The sequence below is a fragment of the Mucilaginibacter sp. CSA2-8R genome, assembly GCF_038806765.1.
Classification (GTDB): domain Bacteria; phylum Bacteroidota; class Bacteroidia; order Sphingobacteriales; family Sphingobacteriaceae; genus Mucilaginibacter.
Genome location: NZ_CP152389.1, coordinates 4,024,770 through 4,045,166, shown reverse-complemented (window position 1 = coordinate 4,045,166; position 20,397 = coordinate 4,024,770). Strand labels below are relative to the sequence as shown.

Below are 20,397 nucleotides of genomic sequence, written 5' to 3'. Positions count from 1 at the left end.
ATATTTAAACTTAGTGAAATAATGGCAATTCAGTTTTTAAATTGCAGGTACTATAGTCGAACACTTGAAGAGGAAACGGATGCGCTCAAAGCTGTAACAAAAAGATGTTGCAAACATACTGGGCGTTACTGATGGATTCCATTACTGCCTTGGGATAATACAGAAGTATGCCTTAAATACAATTTATAAGGCAATAAAGGCTAAAAAGGAACATCTACGGAGGATTAATTTGAACAAATACCGACAGAAGCATTTGTGTATCTGGTATTTTTTAGAAACTGTTTCTATTATATACCACCGACTCTGTATCCGCCTTATTTACACGTAGCATCCAGATTAGCTGACCTTTCCTGTACTTTATGAAATTATGGGTGCATACAGTGATTTGTCCAGTCATAGTCCGGCGCGCTTCTATCTGGTCTATGATTACAGTAAGCGGCTTACGCCTATAGAGCCGGCAGAAATACCTGGAGGAATATCCCTAAAAGGAGCATGCTGATCAATTTAACCGTTTGATCGTCAGCCGTGAAGAGCCGCAAGGAAGCTTCGAATTGATTAATGCAGCTAAGGATGCAAACTCTGAGTGGGAGGACTTAAGAGATGATGCCGTAGTATTGGATGAGATCCTTAAAGTACCCCACGCGATTTACTGCATTATGCTTCGATAATATTGTCGTTGTTTCATTCCTTCTTAATCAGAACACAAGCACCACCACCGGGAGCAAGTTTTATGTGTATCTTATCAGTGGCGTTTACTTTTTGGGATGAGGTTTTGTAGCTTTCGTTGCGGGTGCGATAATCAGCATCATCGCCATCCTGAATGATGATTGCCTTAAATTTACCCTTCTTTAAAAAAGAAAGCGGTATGTCCAGTTCTCGGGCATCTTGGTTGGTAGCTGCGCCAATGAGCCATGTTTTGTCGGCTGCCTGACGCGCCATCACTATGTATTCGCCTATTTCGCCTTTAATAGTTTTACTTTCCAGCCAAGGCATCTTTTCGGAAGTAATAAACCTGAGAATTTCGGGATGTTTTTGATAGGCCTCCGGAATATCGGGTATCACCGTAACGCCCGAAAAAGTAATGAGTGTACGCGCAGCCTCACCGGCCAGGGTGGTATTGGTGGAATAGGACGGATGATGGATTCTCCCAAGCTGATTTAGGTCGGCAAGGCCGTTATTCATGTCAAGGGGGCCGGCAAGCATATTCACAAATACCGAAGTTACAAACGTTTTGGGTTCCAAAGGTGTGCTGCCATCCAGTTGGGCCTGGCAGTATTCGCGTGTTACAGCATTCGGGTACGTGCGCATTTGCCCGTAAGGGTGTACAGGACCATCATGAAAATCGCATAGCAAATGATTTTTTGCGCACAACACGGTGATCATGCGGGTGCGTTCGTTCTTTTCTGCCGGGCTGCCCGACATAAAACCGTATTTAATACCGGCAGCACCCCAATCACTGTATTGCTTCAATGTTTGTTCTATCGGAAACCTGCGTCCACCTACGTCATTTAAATACAGCCAGATGCCTACGTTTTTGGTTTTTCCGTAGCGTATAATCTCGTGTACCTGGGCAACTTTTCCTCCCTTTAGCGGATCAGAATCTTTGCCAAATTCAGGGCCGTACCAGTCGGCATCCAGCGCCAGGTAGTGCATGTGATTGGCCGAAGCAAAATCTACCATTTTTTTCCACGATGGGAGCGACATATCATAGGTAAAACCATCCACCTGAGCACCTGCAATCCGCCAGTCCCAAACGGCTATACCTGGCTTCACCCAAGAGAAATCCACGCCCCGGGGTGGTGCCGGATTCAATAGTTCCAGCAGATGTGAGTCGACCAATTGGCCTGGTTGGGTGCCGTACATCACCACTTTCCAGGCAGTGCTGGGTTTCGAGGCCACGGAGAAAAGGGTTTCGCTTTTTCGCGACTGTAATATCAGCGGTTCACCCCACGACAGATCTGCTTCGTGGATAGCCATATAATTTTGATGGTCTGCCTTGATGGTCATTACGGGCAAACGTTTACCGTCGCAGTCCGATAACTTTTCAGGGCCAATGTTGGCGCTTTCGCCATTGTAGTACCACGCGGTATAATCGTCGTCGAAGTTAAATTGAGTCAGGTCTGCTACGGTTTTTTCTTTAGGAAATTTGTATTTGAAAGCTACTCCGTCATTATACGCCCTCACGATGATTTGATAGCTTTTTACATCCAGCGTAAACTCATTGTAAACATCCGGCACTACGGCTCTCTTTCCCCATACCGGTTTCCAAACAGTGTTGACTGATTTAAAGCTGACGTTGGTTGGTACCGAATTTCCCGTACCACTTAAACCCAGTTTTGATGTGGTGATCAATGTTTTTGAACGGGCCGCAAAGGAGTAAGTGATTCCGCCATCAGTGCTATGGGTAAATGTGATCTGTAGTTTGCTATCGGGCGATGATAATTTGAGAGGGAATGAGACGGTGTCTGACGGATGTAAAAGTGATCTGCGCTGGCTTTTACTCTGCAGGCATATAAAGGTAAAAAGACAACAAACAATTAACAGCCGGTTTTTCATAGCCCATGTAGAAGACAGTATTACTTGAAGATGTTTATGAGTACAACATATACTTGTTTACCCATACACCTTCGCAAAAAAATTATATTGAATACAAGTGTTGGAGTGATGGTTTATTTAACACACAAAATTTTAGACGCAATCGTCTATATATGATGAAGCTTATCCTTGTTTATAATAATCAATAGTTTCAGCTCCCATCACTTCTGCTGTACAATTTTAAGGCTATGATGAAGCTTTACATTGGATAGTTGAAAGGTAAACAAGCTGATTAGCCAAATTAATTTATTCGTTGTGGTAGCTCAACTATAATTTATTTAACTACCTAGTGCTTTCCACCGTATATACAAAGCTGTTAGCTTTATAATATCCTAGGTTGTACTCAATAGGGCGTTCGCCCTGATCAAACACAAAGCGCTTGCGGAACAGCAAAGGGCTGCCAGTTGCTACTCTTAACTTTTCAGCAATAGACGCTTCAGCAGCTATTGCACTTATTTCTTCCTTAGATAAGGTTGCAATTACATGATGCTCCTGCTCCAGCATTTCGTAAAGCGGGCGTTTGAAATCTTCATCACCGGTTAGCCCTACACGCGGATGAAAGTATGATACGAAGTAAACAAACGGCTCGTCAGGTCTGCCACGGACCCGTTCCATCTTTAATACCTTACGTTCTGGTTTAATATCGAAAAAATTAATTAACTGTTCGTTAGGAGTTACCCAGGTTACATGGAGTTCAAAGTTACGAATTGGAATACCGCGCAACTTCATCTCTTGCGAAAACGACAGCCAATTGTTGGATTTAGAGCTTACCGCATTTTGAGCGACACGTGTACCGGAGCGCTTTTTACGAACCAGCAAACCTTCAAAAACCAGTTTGTTGATAGACTGCCTTAACGTTGTGCGAGATATAGCTAGCTTTTTAGCCAGTTCTACTTCATTGGGTAAAACTTTGCCGTTTTGGTAGTCCTCTTCCTGTATCAGTTGCCTCAAGAGCATTTCTGCCTGTGCATGTAGAGGCATCGGGCTCTTATGGTCAATGCTGTAATTTGTCATCATTTAAATACAATTATAGCAAATTTATTCCAAGTGTTAATGTATGTACATATTAACGGAGTTGATGCCTGATTACTGTTAGATATGGCTTCGAGTAAAATATTAAAATAAATTTGTTTTATCATATTTATCATTATGTTTGTACATATAAACATAAAGCCAATTATTGACGTCTGTCAATTTTATTAATCGAATCGCAGTAATAATTTTTACTGTTTAATATGTACATACATTATAACAATAATATGAGTATATCTACTATTGCTACAGATATTGAACATCAAGTTGCTGCCGATACCCGGAAAACTACCCAATACCTGATGCCCCAAAGGCTGAATGCGGAAGAACTGGATTTCGGTGCTTATAATATCTATCCAACATGTCTGCTGAAATCTGGCGTAATTAACCATGGATACGATACACTTGCTGCTTGGATTGCTCAGCACAAAGCTGTGGTTATTGATGGTTATGTAGGCGTATTTTGGGATAATATAAAAGCAGAATTACAACAGCATTTTGAGCAAAAAGGGTTAAAAGTTAGCTGGATTGATACTGCTGATTATTTAAAAGACCCCGCACGTATAGACGAGTTGATCGAACCGTTTATGGGTACCTACGAATCTGTTTGGGGAAGGCGTTGTACTTTAGCGTTAGCTGATTTTTATAACATAGAAAGCTTGGAGAAGCAGGTTCCGGATCAACAGACTGACATTACTATAGTACTAGGTCCTGGTGCAGTGCTGGCTGGTTGGAACGCACCATTACTTTATATCGATCTGCCTAAAAATGAGTTGCAGTTCAGAATGCGGGCTGGTTCCATTACCAACTTAGGGTCTGATAAAGTAGCTGAGCCATTTTACATGTACAAGCGCTTTTACTTTGTTGATTGGGTATTGCTTAATCAACACAAAAAGGAGATTTTACAAGATGTTGCGGTAATGATTGATGGCCAGTGGCCTGATAACATTAATTGGATAACCGGTGATGCCTTGCGTCAAGGCTTGCAGCAATTAAGCCATAGCCCATTGCGCGTAAGGCCATGGTTTGAGCCAGGTGCATGGGGAGGGCAATGGATTAAGTCGCACATTAATGGTGTTAATCCGGATGCGGTTAACTATGCATGGTCTTTTGAGTTGATTGTACCTGAAAACGGGCTGGTATTTGAAAGCGACGGCTGGTTGCTGGAAGTATCATTTGATACGTTAATGTTTACCCATTCCGGTGATGTGCTTGGGAAGCACGCTGAAGTTTATGGCGATGAATTTCCTATTCGGTTTGACTTTTTAGATACCGTTAAGGGCGGTAATCTCTCTATCCAGTGCCACCCATCGCTACTATACATTCAAGAACAATTCGGCGAGAATATTACCCAGGATGAAACTTACTATATTTTAGATTGTGAGCCTAATGCGCAGGTTTATCTAGGATTTCAGGATTCTATCAACCCCCAGCAATTTAAGGATGCACTGGAAAACAGCCAGGCCGAGAATCAACCAATTGATATCGAAAATTATGTACAGGCGCATACTGCTACGAAACATGATCTGTTCCTGATTCCTAATCAAACCATCCATAGCGCCGGTGCGGGTAACTTGGTACTCGAAATAAGCGCAACTCCTTACATTTTTACTTTCAAAATGTACGATTGGGTGCGCCTGGACTTAGAAGGCAACCCGCGCCCCATCAATATAGATCATGCCTTTAAAAACTTAGACTTTCAACGCAAAGGGGAGAGGGTAAAACAAGAGTTTATTTCCATGCAGACTATCATCAGCCAAAATGATGGCGCAACCGTGGTACATGTACCAACACACGAACAGCACTTTTACGATGTACACCGCCTGGAGTTTGATAAGCAAATGGAGGTGGATTGTGAAGGTAAATGCCATGTTTTGATGGTGGTAGAAGGTGATGCTGTTACTGTTACCACTGTTGCAGGAGTACAACAAAACTTTGCCTATGCAGAAACTTTTGTAATACCGGCAGCATGCGGCTCTTACACATTAGTTAGCACAAACCAAAAACCTGTTAAGGTAATCAAAGCATTTTTAAAGTAACCGATACTGCAGCAAGTATAAAATAACCTAGGTGCTTGCTGCAAATCACATAACTGCTCGATGGGAGTTTTAGTTTGCTCAAGCCTAAACAAAGAAGAAAAACATAATAAAAACCAATTACAATAACCTAATAACCAATGAGATCAAGACTATTACAAAAGCTTTCGCCGCTAAAATTGCGGGGGCGCCCTTCTGGCGTCGGGCTGTTTCTTTTGCTGTCGTGTTGCGGCGCTGCAAACTCTCACGCCGAAAATCTAACTGTTAATCGTTCAATTTCGGTGACGAGTGTATTTGATGCCGTAGTTACCGGGCAGGTTAAGGATGAGCAAGGGCAGCCGTTGCCTGGTGTAACCGTAAAGCTTCAAAATTCTCAAGTCGCAACGATGACCGATGTGAACGGTAACTTTAAAATGACGGTGCCTGATGGTGATAACAACCGGAGTTTAATCTTTACCTATATTGGCTTTGTTACCCAAACTTTAAGTATTGGACAACAAGCGCAAATCAATGTTACTCTTAAGGCCGATACTACGAAAGCGCTTAACGAAGTAGTAGTGGTAGGTTACGGCACGCAACGCCGTGCGACCATAAATAGTGCTATTGGTACCGTTGGCGCCCGCGAAATTAATGAAAAGCCGGTACTCAACGCCGTGCAGGCCTTGCAAGGCGAATCGCCAAACTTAATTATTCAGCAAAGTACATTAGATCCGGGGGCTACACCTTTGATTAACATCCGGGGAGTATCTACTACCGGTAATAATGACCCGTTATTGGTTATTGATGGTATCGTTTCACAATCAACCGCTGATTTAAGCCTGCTTAATCCTAACGACATTGCCAGTGTTACGGTGCTTAAAGATGCCGGCGCTGCAGCTATCTACGGATCTCGTGGTGCTAATGGTGTTTTATTGGTAACCACTAAAAGCGGCAAATTAAACCAAAAGCCTACTGTGACTTATAACGGTAATTACGGCTGGCAAAAACCTAATGTGCTGGTTAAAAAAGTTGATGCTGCAGACAATGCTTATTACAAAAATGAATCTTTGGTTAATGCCGGGCTTCCACCTGCATTTACACCAGCACAAATACAGCAACTTGCGGCGCAAGGCAATGGTACCTGGGATGTAAACCATCTGTTGTATGACGCGCCCCAACTGTCTCAAAACGTAAGTGTAAGCGGTGGCGGTGCAACCAATACTTATTTTGTTTCGGCCGGTTATTTAAACCAGTTAAGCAATTTTGTAGGTAATGGTGGCAGTGGTGACAAGTTTGGCTTTCAAAAGTATAATCTCAGATTAAATCAATCCACCATTATCGGTCGTTTCAAGCTAACCGGCATACTTGAATACACCAAATCACGTAATAAAACCAATAGCGTAGGCAACAACAATATTTTTGCTGATGCTAACCGGGTGCCTTACAACTATAGCTGGCAGGATGAAAACGGCAATTATTTAACCAACCCTATCGCATCGCAATACAATGAACTGGGTGTGCTCGAAAAAGGTGGTTTTAACCAAGCGGATAACGACCGCATTTTTGGCAACTTAAACGGTACACTCAACATAGCTAAATCATTAACATTAACCGGCGTTTTTGGCGGTACCATTCAAAACAATGGTAACTTCTTCAGGCGGACGCAGGTTAATTACTTGCCGGCAGGTGTTTACGGTAATGATTTAACCACGTTTGATAATAATTCCAAATCGCATTCTTTCAATACACAAGTTTACCTAAATTATACTAAGTCATTTCATCAGCATAATGTGAATGCGACGCTGGGTGTATCAAGCGAGATTAACAGCCAGCGCGGATTTCAATTGCAGAAAACATTGACTGATCCGGTGTTTGGCAACGCTACTACCGGAACGTTGATCGATGCAACTAATTCTTACAACAGCATTACTATTCAAGCTAATAGTTTGCAATCTGTATTTGGCCGGATAAGCTATGATTACAAAAGCCGCTACTTTCTGGATTTTGTGTTTCGTGATGATGCATCATCAAAATTCGCACAGGGCCAGCGTAGTGGTTTTTTCCCATCAGTTAATGCCGGTTACCTGATCTCTGATGAAAGCTTTATGGATCCGTTGCGTAACACCTTAAGCCGCCTTAAATTAAGGGCTTCCTATGGTGTGGTGGGTAATAACCAAACGGCTGGTAATTACACTTATTTAACAACTTACTTTAATTATCCCGGTGCCTATGGTTATAATAGCGTAATACAGGGTGGAGCAGGTACCAACTTGTCCAACCCATTACTCACTTGGGAGAGAGCCGCTACTATTAACGCCGGTTTTGATTTTGGTTTGTTTCAAAACAAGCTTACCGGCTCTTTTGATTATTTTGATAAAACCACCAGCAATATTCAGCAAACACCGCTCGATGTACCCAGTATTTTTGGTGCTGCACCTCCAACTGCTAACGTAGCCAAAGTGCAAAACCGAGGTTGGGAAGCAGAAATAACTTACACCTTAAAATCGGCTAAGGTAACGCAAAGCTTTAGCGCAAATATTGGTAACACCCAAAACAAGCTGTTGCAACTCACCGGTAATACACAACAAATTATCTATAATCAGGATGTGTATCAATTAATACGCCGTGTGGGTGAGCCGCTTACACAGTACTATGGGTATGTAACCGATGGTTACTTTCAAAATCAGGCTGATGCAAATAATTTGCCTAAGCCTGCCGGAGCGATAGTTGGGCCAGGTGATATTAAATTTAAAGATTTAAACGGCGATGGTAAAATTGATGATAACGATAAGAAAGTTATTGGTAACCCATTTCCGCACTATACTTTCGGATTTACGTACCGTGTGGCCGTAGCCGGATTTGACCTCACCCTATTTATTCAAGGAGTTGGCCAGCGTGATGCCTTTTTACGTGGCGAATTGGTGGAGCCGTTCCATTACAATTATGGACAGACGCTTTACGAGCATATGACCAATTATTGGACGCCTAATAACCCGGACGCGCGCTATCCACGATTAGCCAGTAATGGGTCTCCTTCAAATACCAACAACTGGCGTAACGGATCTGATGTATATCGATATAACGCCGCCTATGCGAGGTTGAAAAACGTCAATATTGGTTATACCCTACCAAGCGCATTAACACGCAAAGCCGGTATGCAGCGTGTTCGGGTATCGGCCATTGGGCAAAACTTATTCACGCTGTCTAAGCTGAAATTTATAGATCCGGAAACAACTGAATTCGGCAACAGTGTAAGCCCGAATACAGGTTCAAACAGTGCAAGAAATTACCTGCTGCCCATTTTTATTGGTGCAGGTTTAGATATCACCTTTTAACTACTCAGCAAAAGGATTATGAAAAACCTTACAAAATATTTGGCGATAACATCATTGATACTGGTTAGCAGTTGTCGCAAGCTGGACATAGGTCCAACTGATGCCTATTCAACACTGAATTTTTGGACAGCCGATGCCAACGTTTACAATGCATTAAATAACAATTATAGCCTAATGTATAACAGCGGACTTTACTTTGGCGCTGAAGGCTTATCAGACAATGCTTACTCACAAAACAATAACGATTTAATCCAGATTGCTAGTGGTAATGCCAACTCATTAACGCCCAAGTTTGCCGGCGATTGGGCTTATTATTACAGCACCATCAAATCATGTAACCAGTTTTTAGCTAACATAGATCAAAACACTACGCTTGGCGCAATCACACTTAACCGCCTGAAGGCTGAAGTTAGATTTATTCGGGCTTTTGAACATTTTAACCTGACCAAATGGTACGGAGATGTACCGCTGGTAACTAATGATATTACGCAGGAAGAAGCTAAAACCATCAGCAAAACACCCAAAGCGCAAGTGGTTGATTTTGTTATCAGCGAACTCAAAGCCATCGTATCTGCGTTGCCATCTAAAGATCAGTTACCGGCAGGTGAAAACGGTCGCATTACTAAAGGGGCTGCACTGGCTCTTCAGGCCAGAGTATTATTATATCAGGGTAACCGTATGGCAGAAGTGGTTACCGTATGTGAGGATTTGATGAATAATGCCAGCACTAACGGTACCTACTCGTTAGTATCTAATTACAGTGATCTGTTCAGTAATCCAACAATTAACCACACTAATACTGAAAGCATTCTTTCGTTACAATACGTACCGGCAACCACCCGTACCTGGACCGATTTTTGGGATTTTGCCCCTAATAGCGTAGGCGGGCGGGTAAACGCATTGGCACCAACTCAAGAACTGGTTGATGACTACATTATGCTTAACGGGCGGGGTATTACCGACGCTGGTTCGGGCTATGATGAAAACAACCCATACATCAACCGCGACCCGCGTTTAACGGCAACCGTGGTGTACGACCGTTACAACTGGAACAATGGTGGTGGTGTAAACGGCACCAGCAAAATTATTTACATCAAGCCCGGAAGTGATCCTACACGGCCCGGTCCGGATGAATATTCATCAGGCCGTCAAAGCTCTTCGCCGTCGGGTTATTACTGGCGCAAGTATTTTGACCCATCGGCCTTAGCCAACTTTACCTCAGGTAATAACCTGCATTTGTTTCGCTACGCAGAAATTTTACTGGATTATGCTGAAGCTAAAAATAGCTTAGGGCAAATGACTGCCGCCGTTTGGAATCAAACTATCGGTGCTTTACGTGCACGGGCTGGATTTACAGACCAGGCCGCCTTGAGTTATCCTGGAGGCGATGTTACCAACATCATCAGGCGGGAACGTCGTGCCGAATTAGCATTAGAAGGTATACGTATAGACGATATCCGCCGCTGGCGGATTGCCGAGACCATGCTTAACCGATACGCTCATGGTGCTAAATTTTCGGGCGACCAAAGCACTGATAACGGTTACATCCGGGTCCAGCTTAGGCGTTTCAATCCATCCCGCGATTATTTGTGGGCTATTCCAAGCGGAGATCAAAGTCTGAACGCTCAGCTTACTCAAAATCCCGGCTATTAAGCTTTCAACAACCAATTACCGAAAACCAAAATGAAAAGAATAAATTTTACTACCATAATGGCCTTTATGGCCGTCATGGCCCTGTTCTCCTGTAAAAAGGATACCCGTTCGTTGGATGATCAGCTTACTGCTGCCGGTACGCTGTCGGCTCCGGCCAACGCAACTGCGCTCAAATTGCAACCCGGCGGTAGCAGCGTCCCTTTCAAGTGGAGTGCTGCCAATGCAGCCGACGGCGGTGTGGTGCTTTATGAAGTAGCGTTCGACAAAGCTGACGGCAATTTCAGTACGCCAGTGTACCGGGTTTTGTCTGATGGTTCGGGCGTGCAGGCCCAGGCTACCATTCCACAGGATACCTTAAATAAGATTGCTTCCTTAGCAGGCATTGCTTCATCAAGTACAGGTACCCTTAAGTGGACCGTCATGGCATCAAAAGCCACCAACGTGCAAACTACTACAGGCACTAACAGTTTGCAAATTACCCGTCCGGCGGGTTTTGCTGTACCGCCAACTGCTTTGTATTTAACAGGTACCGGAACCGAGGCCGGTGGAACGGACCTGTCTAAAGCTATTGCTTTTAAACAAACAGCTCCCGGCGTATTTGAGCTATACACCTCATTGCAGGTTGGTAACTACCAGTTTACGGATAAGGCTACATCGGCAGGTATACGTTACTATATTGATGGCAGCGGAACCATTCAGCAGGGTAGCCAAACCACGACCGTAGGCACCACCACCGGCCCATACCGTATTCGGCTAAACTTTAATGTGGCTACCAGTAACATCGTGAGCATTCAATCTTTAGGTTTATTTATGTCGGCGTATAATACCGAAATAGGACAGTTGAGCTACACCGGCAACAGTACCTGGAGCAATGCCCGTATACCGGTTGAATTTTACCAGTTTTCATGGGGACGTGATGAGCGATACAAATTTGCACTGCATACCTCGGCAGGGGTAGAGTATTTTGGAAGCGTTAACGTAAACAACGTTGCACCGTCTGGGCAGCCAACCAGTTACTTTAACTTGTTGCCGGTTAGCAATGCTCAGTGGGACAATACATATAAGTTTGATCCTTCCATCGATAAGCGTAACGCTAAGGTTGATGTCTATTTCAGGCCCTCAGCCGCCTATACACATACGGCAACAGCAGTAAATTAATCTGAGCTTTCTGCATACATAATATTAATAACAAGGTGCTGACTGGTGGACTTTATAGCGCCGGTTAGCACCTGATTTCAATACTAACTATGAAAATAAGGCATTACCACTGGATTATCGTGCTTGGTGTATTGTTCGCATCCTGCAAAAAGACAGACAACGGCCCGGCTACAGGAGAAAACGGTAATAACGGCGGCAATACAGGAGGAGCGGGCAGTAACCCGGTTACAGAGTCTGTATATCTTACCAATGCCAAAGCTACCCGCGCATTTATAAAAGCTGGGTATGCTACGCCCTTTGGCAGTTACCGGGTTAATACTACAGACAACACCAACAGTGCTTTTGAATGGTATGTTGCCAGTCATTTGTATGCAGATGCCGCCATGATAGCTAACGGTGACGCCAGTTATCAGGAACCTATGAATAATGCATTTGGCTGGCTAAGCAAGCTGGAGGATAAAGCAGACCCAAACGGCGGGTACTTTGCCTTTGCTAATTTGGATGGGTCGGGAGCTGCAGGCGTAAAATATGTTGATGATAACGCCCTGACCGGAATGGCCTATCTGGATGCTTACAATGTGACCAGTGGTACAATTAAAGCAAATTACCTTGGTGCTGCAGAGTCTTGCGCCAAGTGGCTGATGAAAAGCGGCCAGTGGGATAATACTTACGGTGGCGGCTTCTGGTGGACCACAGAAAAAACCGTAAAACCAACGCAATCCAATGCCCTCGCCATGCAGCTATTTGCACGCTTGTTTAAACTAACCGGTAACACGCAGTATAAAGATTGGGCTTTACAGGTAAACAATTGGTTGAATACCCAAATGTACGACAGTACCTCAGGATTATACATCTGGCAGGTTGAAAAAAATGGGGTAAAAAATGGAGTCAAGTTCACTTACGACAATGGAATTATGGTAGAGGCACAATTGCTTTTTGCCGATGCCATGAACGATAATACCTATAAAACAAAAGCACAGGCGTTGGGCAATGCTATGATCCGTGGCTTGTGGGATAAAAATTATAACGTATTTATTTTTAATACTAATGATTTGCGCGTCAACGGTTGTTATAGCGGCTGGGCCACCCAGGCTATGATAAAACTTTATGAATTAGATAACAACGAAAACTGGCTTGTTTACGCCAAAGCAAATGTAGATGCGATCAATGTCATTTTAAAAAATACGGCACTCAATGGCTACTACCAGTATGCAGGGCTCAATGGTGCTAGTCGCTACACTAACCTCGAAGGGGTAGACCAGGCCTGGATGCAACGCGTGCAGGTGATGCTGTCAAAATACAGATAAGTGAAACCTGGCAGCTTATACTAAAACTATTATACCTATTACATGAACAAAATCTTGTTTAAAAGAGCCGCAATCATTTTGACGCTGTTTACTACCGGCCGCTTACAAGCGCAGGATGTTTTGCAATACGTGGACCCCGGCATTGGTACTGCCCATAGCCGCTGGTTTTTCTTTACACCGGCCGCTGTGCCGGGCGGCATGGCCAAACTGGCGCCATCTACCAACGGGCATTACGGAAACCCTCAGGGTTGGGAAGCTGTTGGTTACGATGTGCGCCATAAATCTATTGAAGGCTTTGTGCACTTTCATGAGTGGCAGGTGGGTGGTGTTAGCTTTATGCCTACTACCGGTGCATTAAAAACTGTACCCGGCGAACTTGAGCAACCAGGTAGCGGCTACCGATCGTCTTTTGATCATAAAAATGAAACGGCTCAAGCAGGCTATTATAAAGTGAAGCTGGATGATTACCAGATTACAGCAGAGCTGACGGCCACTAAACGCGTAGGATTTCATCGGTATACATTTCCTAAATCAACCCAGGCACATGTGATTTTAGATATCGGACGCAAGCAGGGCGAGAGCGGAGAAGTAACGGATGCCGACATACATATGATTGATGCTATCCACTTTGCTGGCTATGTGATTACCTATCCTAAGTATGTAGCCAGCTATGACCCACAAGGCAAGGTAGCCATGTACTTTTATGGGCAATTGGCAAAGGCACCCTTATCAATAACTGCATTTACACAGGCAGGTACTATGCCCGGTAAAAAAGCAGCAACAGGAGTAGGAGCGGGCTTAGCACTAAATTACAATACTCAATCGGGCGAAAAACTGGAAATTAAAGTGGGTTTAAGCTATACCTCAATAGCTAATGCAAAAGCTAACCTGGTGGCTGAAGCAAGTGGACTAAATTTCGATGCTGCGCTCAGGCAGGCACAAAATACTTGGCGGCAAGAGCTTGGCAAGCTACAGGTAGAAACGAAGGTTAGGGCCAATAAAATGAAATTTTATACCGGCTTGTATCACGCATTGTTAGGCCGTGGCCTGGCCAGTGATGTAAACGGAGCCTACCCTAAACATCAAGGCACGGCAGGCCAGCTTAACGCTCAAGAGAAAAAGTACGGTTTTATTAATACCGATGCTATATGGGGAGGCTATTGGAATTTGACGCAGTTATGGTCACTATCATACCCGGAGTGGTATGCGCGTTTTGTAACTACGCAGCTGAGGTTGTGTAAAGACAAAGGATGGTTTGGTGACGGCATAGCCAACAGCGAATACGTATCGGGTGTGGGTACCAATTTTGTGGGCTTGGCTATTGCCGGTGCCTATCAGGCAGGCATACGCGATTATGATGTACCCGCAGCTTACCAGGCTGTTAAAAATAACGAGTTGGGCTGGAAAAACAGACTGACCGGATCGGGAAAAATGGATACCAAAGCATTTTTGCAGTATGGCTATGTTCCGCATCTGGATGGTGATGGGCGTAACTTCGTTACAGATTCTACCGGGTCTAACTTTTCGGCCTCACATACACTCGAGTATAGTTTTAGTGCCTTTGCTGCAGCGCAAATGGCCAAAGCATTAGGCAAGACTAGCGATTACCAGCAGCTTATTAAGTATGCTAACGGTTGGCAACATCTGTTTAATCCGGCCAATAAATTAATTCAGCCTAAAACTGCCGAAGGGAAGTTTATTGACAAATTTGATCCGTTGCAGGCATGGCGCGGATTTCAGGAAGGTAATGCTACGCAGTACACTTTTTATGTGCCACAAAACCCGAAAGCATTAATCAGCGCCGTAGGAGACGCCAGCTTTAATGCCCGGTTGGATGGCATATTTGAAGCGTCTGCTAAAAATGATTTCGGCGGTGGTAAAACCATTGATGCTTTTGCCGGAATCAACGCCTTATATAATCAGGGTAATCAACCCAATTTACATATAGGCTGGCTGTTTAACTTTTCGGGCAAGCCTTGGTTAACGCAAAAATGGATACGCCAGATTTGTAATAACTTTTATGGTACCGAGCCTATACACGGCTATGGTTATGGGCAGGATGAAGATCAGGGGCAATTGGGATCATGGTATGTTTTAGCTTCGCTGGGTTTGTTTGATGTTAAAGGGTTCACCGATTTGCGGCCAATAGTTCAGTTTGGCAGTCCGCTGTTCAGCCGTTCCACTTTACGACTTGGCAATGGTAAAACACTGCACATTGAAGCCAAGAATAATACGGAGCAAAATGTTTACGTGCAAAGCCTGACGTTTAACGGGCAGCCCATCAAAAATTGCTGGATGTACCTTGATCAATTGCGGCAAGGCGGTAAGCTAGTTTTTATTATGGGCAGTCAGCCTAACAAAAACTGGGGAGTAACCAATCCTCCGCCATCGGTACAATAGCTTTGTTTTATCAACATCTGTCACCAATTATAAACCAATAATGTAATGAAAAGCTTTATGAAATCTTTCCGGGCCATTTTGATGGTGGTGATTGCCGGAAGTTTGACACAGTGTAAAAAGGAACAGGGAGCAAATCTTACAGAGGCAGGAAATGAGCAGGCCGCTGCCGTACGGCTAAAAACCATGAGCACTAACTCGGCTTACTGGCTTAAAGCTCAGGAAACACATAATTTTGTATATGGCAACTTGCTCACCGGTTTCAACAGTTATCGGGTAAATAATACTACACAAACAGGTATTGCCTATGAGTGGTATAACGTAAGCCAGATTTATGCTGATGCTGCTATGGTAGCGCGTGGAGACAATAACTACTTGCCTTACATGAATAATACTTATGCCTGGATGAGCAACATGTGGAATAGCACCAGCTCAACAGGCGGCTATTTTGCACAGGCCAACGTTAATGGTAGCGGCGCCGGCGGCGATCTTTACACGGATGACAATGCATTATCAGGCGTAACTTATTTGGATGCCTATCAGGTAACTACAGGTACTACCAAAACTAACTATCTGAACTCGGCCAAGGCCTGTGCTAACTGGCTGATGAATAGCGGACAGTGGGACAACACTTATGGCGGCGGTTTTTGGTGGAACACCATCAAAGAAAGCAAACCAACGCAGACCAATGGACTGGCATTGCAGCTTTTTTTAAGGTTGTATCAAATTACCGGGCAATCCTTTTATCGCGACTGGGCAGTGTCGGTTAAAAACTGGCTGACTAATCAGATGCTTGACAGCGCTACAGAATTATACATTTGGAAAATTGATGGCAGTGGCCTTGGAATAAAGCATACCGAAAAGTTTACTTACGACAACGCTATCATGGTGGAAGCATTTTTACTTTACGCAGAAGTGATGAGTGATAATAGCTTTGTGACCCGTGCACAAAACCTGGGCATTGCAATGAATAACACTTTATGGAACAATACTTATAAAGTTTACCTGTTCAACACGGCAGACGGCCGCATTAACCCGGCTTGGTGTGTATGGGCATCGCAAGCTATGGTGAAGCTTTATCAGCGCGACAACAACACAGCCTGGCTGGATTACGCGCAGCAAAACATCGATTACATGAATACCAAACTGCGCAATGCTACCAATAAAGGGTACTATCATTTTTGTAACCTGGATGGCAGCAACATGGAAACACGTATGGAAGGCGTAGACCAAGCCTGGATGCAACGCACACAAAGCTTATTATCAGATTATCGTTAGTTGCCAAATTATGCATTACAAAAAATTCGTTCTGGTAACATTATTAAGCGGTGTAATTACACTGCTTAATAATGTCCAGGCACAGACTCCGGATTCAAAAACTTACTTGCAGCGTGCAGAAACCATGTATAAATTGGTGTGGCAGCATTATCGGGTCCCTGCCTATGTGGGTTTATTTAAAGAAAATTATCCCGACAACAAAAAGGATTCATTAAGTTATATGCAAGGGGGGGGAGTTGCAGAGAAGCAGGTAAGTTTCTTATGGCCGTTTTCGGGTGTGTTTTCGGCTACTAATGTGCTGATACATGTTTCAGACAGCTTTCGCCACAAATACAGGGTTTACCTTGATACGCTGGTGAGAGGCGTGGAATTATACGGCGACGCTAAACGACAGCCTTTCGGTTACCAGGCCTACCCCGTACGATTTGAAAAGGCAGACCGCTATTATGATGATAACGGTCTGGTCGGAATTGATTATATGGAATCATATTTCAATACCCGCAACCCGGAATATCTTAAACGTGCGAAACAGGTTTTTAGGTTTATTGAAAGCGGCTGGAATAACGATGCCGGCGGCGGAGTAGTATGGTTGGAAGGCCACAAGGATCAAAAACCGGCCTGCACCAACGGCATGGCCACTTTAACGGCCTTAAAAATCTACCAGGGCTGCAAAGAAAAATGGTATCTGGATGCTGGAAAGCGCTATTACGAATGGATGTACAAAACGCTCAGGGATAGCAATGGTGTCATCGCTAATGACATTAAAACCAACAGCAATCAAATCAATCATGTTTACTGGACCTATAATACCGGCTCATTGATCGAGGCTGCGGTTTTGCTTTACCAGTTCACCGGTGATCAAATGTATCTGGCCCAAGGCAAGCAGTTGGCAGCGGACAGCTTCCAGCATTTTACAGCCGCATCACGTAATCCTAACTTACCTATTGCCATTGATTTGCCCTGGTTTGTAACGGTACTGTTTAGGGGGTATGCTGCCCTTTACGGGGTTGACGGTAACTACACCTATCTGAGTGCTATCGAAAAAGCTTTGAACTATGCCTGGGGCCATTCTCGCGATCAATATGGCTTTATTACGCATACCTGGTTGCCTGATGCACAAGGAATCAAGAAACCTAAATGGCTGCTTGATGAAGCTTGTATTGCTGAATTATACGCAAGACTTAGCTTGCTAAAGTCGAAAAAGTAAGTTTTAATTGATTAAGAGTTATTATAGATCATAATGAAAAATAAACGTATCAGCTTAACCGCTATAACCATCGTTGCTTCACTTGGCGGCTTTTTATTTGGTTTTGATATGGCCGTTATCTCCGGAGTATTGCCTTTAGTTAAAAACCAATTCAGCCTAACGGCAGTTCAGGAAGGTTGGTTTGTATCATCGGCGCTGATAGGCTGTATTTTAGGCGTTGCACTATCCGGAGAGTTGAGTGACCGTTTAGGTCGTCGTAAACCTATGTTACTTTCCGCAACTTTGTTTTTGATATCCGCTATAGGGTGTGCTTTAATGCCAACGCTGTCTTTGATTGTCGTATCACGATTAATAGGAGGTATTGGTATTGGCATTGCCAGTAATGTGGTGCCTTTATACATTTCCGAAATTGCTCCTGCCAACATCCGTGGTCGGTTAGTTACCTATTACCAGTTGGCTATTACATTGGGCATTTTAATAGCCTATTTAACCAATGCTCTGTTGGTAAGCTTTGCAGCTTCATCTGTTTCTCAAATTATGCTTATTAAAGAAATATGGCGGGCAATGCTTGGCTTAGGAGCTATACCAGCTGTTGCGTTTTTGAGTGGTTTGTTTACCGTGCCCGAAAGCCCGCGCTGGCTGATGCAAAAAGGCCGGAACCAGGAGGCACAACAAATACTGAACGCCATTAACGGACACGAAGAAAACCAGGTGGAAGTTGCCTCAAATGAAACAACCTCGCAGGGCTCGTATAAAGAGTTGTTTGCACCGGGTATGCGGAAAGCTTTACTGATTGGTATATTATTACCTCTATTCTCTCAGTTTAGTGGTATCAACGCCATTGTTTATTACGGGCCAAGTATACTAAGCAGTGCCGGTGTGTCTTTAAGTAACTCGTTAATCAGCCAGATCATTTTTGGTGCTGCTAACATGTTATTTACCTTATTTGCCATTTGGAAAGTGGATAGCTGGGGACGCAGGCCTTTATACCTGTATGGCACAGCAGGCGCAGCCATCACCCTAACAGCAACCGGCTATTGTTTCTATGCCGGACAAACAACCAGTGTATGGCTATTAGTTTGCGTGCTGGCATTTTTAGCTTTTTTTGCATTCTCTATAGGCCCGCTTAAGTTTGTGATCGCTTCAGAAATATTTCCAAATGCAATTCGTGGTAGGGCCTTAGCTATTAGCATCATGACCATGTGGATAGCTGATACTATTGTAGGGCAGTTGACTCCCATATTGCTTAAAGATTTTGGCAGTGCCGGAACGTTCTGGTTTTTTGCCTTTTTCTGTATCGTAGCATTCATTGTGGTTTATAAACTGCTGCCTGAAACCAAGGGGCAGTCGCTTGAGCATATCGAAAATTATTGGAAGGCTAAAGGACTGAACGCAAATGAGCAGCAAAGTGCAGATACGCATGTCCCTATTCATTGACTTGTGCCGTAAAAGTCGCTGCAGTAATCAGGCCGTTTCTTTGGATAGCAGAGCAGTTGTACGTTAGGTTGGTGTGACACCTGATTAATCAATGTGTCAGTTTTGCTACTTGGAAGCAAATTGTCTGATGCGTCGAGTACCTGTGATACCACACCTTATAAGTGGCTTGTTGAGGGGCATTGCTTACTTTAAGCTGCTCACAGATGCTAACTTTTGTAAGAATAATTAGCATCTGGTGACATTAAGGTTAAAACAACAAAAAGCTTGCAAATATTTAGTTTGCAGGATTTTTGTTGTTTTTGACACTGCTGTCTCCAGAATGGACGGGATTTGAATTTTACCCGAAAAACCACGCTCAAACAATATCTTTAAATATTTCAAATTGGTGCTCACCAATCTTCCATCAAATTGACTGTAATTGACTTTTTTTAGAAGTAAGAAAAGTTACTTAATAAAGCTGCAAATTGATGTCCGCTATTCTCAGAATTTAATTCTTTTAATTTAGGGCGAGCAAGCCAAAAAAAGTAACAACTTGCAATTACTTGTGAGTCGCCAAATATTTTTGAATGTTTTTAACCCTTTTTTGATTCTTGAAACATTAGTTCGAATTGCTATATAAACTAATGGTATCGTATATCAGATACGCACTGTGCATGTTCGTTTACAAGACTCTACGGCTAGTTGAATTATATTAATACTTTGGTAATTAAGATTATTAGCCCAATCTATATGTGAAGTTGCTCAGCAGGAAATCAAATAAGCGTATGCTCACTATTCTTTAAGTACAATGTTAGTGTTGGCAATTCGACAAGTTAAGCTAAGCTATAAATTTATCGTTGTTTCAATGTTTGACTTTCTCTGTTAAAAAAGCTGGTATACAGCAAGCCCTTCAGCGAAAGTGTAGTTAGTCTTATTGTAACAAATGCGTGAAAATTAAGCATTCTACGCATAAAGTTCATTTAAGATAATTTTGATATATTAAA

General features: G+C 43.4%; 11 protein-coding genes. 9 read left to right on the top strand and 2 right to left on the bottom strand.

Annotation, left to right across the window (positions count from 1 at the left end):
* Positions 1–681: 681 nt before the first annotated feature.
* Both AAGR14_RS17225 and AAGR14_RS17220 read right to left on the bottom strand, forming a co-directional pair.
* On the bottom strand, positions 682–2,556 hold the full coding sequence (locus AAGR14_RS17225) for a glycoside hydrolase family 97 N-terminal domain-containing protein (protein ID WP_342645478.1): 1,875 nt from the start codon (positions 2,554–2,556) through the stop codon (positions 682–684).
* A gap of 321 nt (positions 2,557–2,877) precedes the next feature.
* Complete coding sequence (locus AAGR14_RS17220; protein WP_342645477.1) at positions 2,878–3,612, bottom strand: GntR family transcriptional regulator; 735 nt, start codon at positions 3,610–3,612, stop codon at positions 2,878–2,880.
* Between the two features lie 242 nt (positions 3,613–3,854).
* On the opposite strand from AAGR14_RS17220, the gene AAGR14_RS17215 reads away from it, so the two are divergent.
* The 9 genes from AAGR14_RS17215 (at position 3,855) to AAGR14_RS17175 (ending at position 19,414) form a co-directional block, all read left to right on the top strand.
* Positions 3,855–5,666, top strand: coding sequence for a class I mannose-6-phosphate isomerase (locus AAGR14_RS17215; RefSeq protein WP_342645476.1), 1,812 nt, complete (start codon positions 3,855–3,857; stop codon positions 5,664–5,666).
* A gap of 137 nt (positions 5,667–5,803) precedes the next feature.
* Entirely contained in the window at positions 5,804–8,977 is a 3,174-nt protein-coding gene (locus AAGR14_RS17210; protein WP_342645475.1) for a TonB-dependent receptor, read from the top strand.
* Between the two features lie 18 nt (positions 8,978–8,995).
* Entirely contained in the window at positions 8,996–10,630 is a 1,635-nt protein-coding gene (locus AAGR14_RS17205) for a RagB/SusD family nutrient uptake outer membrane protein (RefSeq protein ID WP_342645474.1), read from the top strand.
* 30 nt (positions 10,631–10,660) lie between these two features.
* Positions 10,661–11,788, top strand: coding sequence for a SusE domain-containing protein (locus AAGR14_RS17200; RefSeq protein WP_342645473.1), 1,128 nt, complete (start codon positions 10,661–10,663; stop codon positions 11,786–11,788).
* Positions 11,789–11,877: 89 nt separating this feature from the next.
* Positions 11,878–13,095, top strand: coding sequence for a glycoside hydrolase family 76 protein (locus AAGR14_RS17195; protein WP_342645472.1), 1,218 nt, complete (start codon positions 11,878–11,880; stop codon positions 13,093–13,095).
* Between the two features lie 42 nt (positions 13,096–13,137).
* Complete coding sequence (locus AAGR14_RS17190) at positions 13,138–15,495, top strand: GH92 family glycosyl hydrolase (RefSeq protein ID WP_342645471.1); 2,358 nt, start codon at positions 13,138–13,140, stop codon at positions 15,493–15,495.
* 45 nt (positions 15,496–15,540) lie between these two features.
* Positions 15,541–16,770: a glycoside hydrolase family 76 protein gene (locus AAGR14_RS17185; RefSeq protein WP_342645470.1), complete on the top strand. Its 1,230-nt coding sequence runs from the start codon at positions 15,541–15,543 to the stop codon at positions 16,768–16,770.
* Between the two features lie 10 nt (positions 16,771–16,780).
* Positions 16,781–17,977, top strand: a complete 1,197-nt coding sequence (locus AAGR14_RS17180; protein ID WP_342645469.1) for a glycoside hydrolase family 76 protein — start codon at positions 16,781–16,783, stop codon at positions 17,975–17,977.
* Between the two features lie 33 nt (positions 17,978–18,010).
* Positions 18,011–19,414, top strand: a complete 1,404-nt coding sequence (locus AAGR14_RS17175) for a sugar porter family MFS transporter (RefSeq protein ID WP_342645468.1) — start codon at positions 18,011–18,013, stop codon at positions 19,412–19,414.
* Positions 19,415–20,397: the final 983 nt, after the last annotated feature.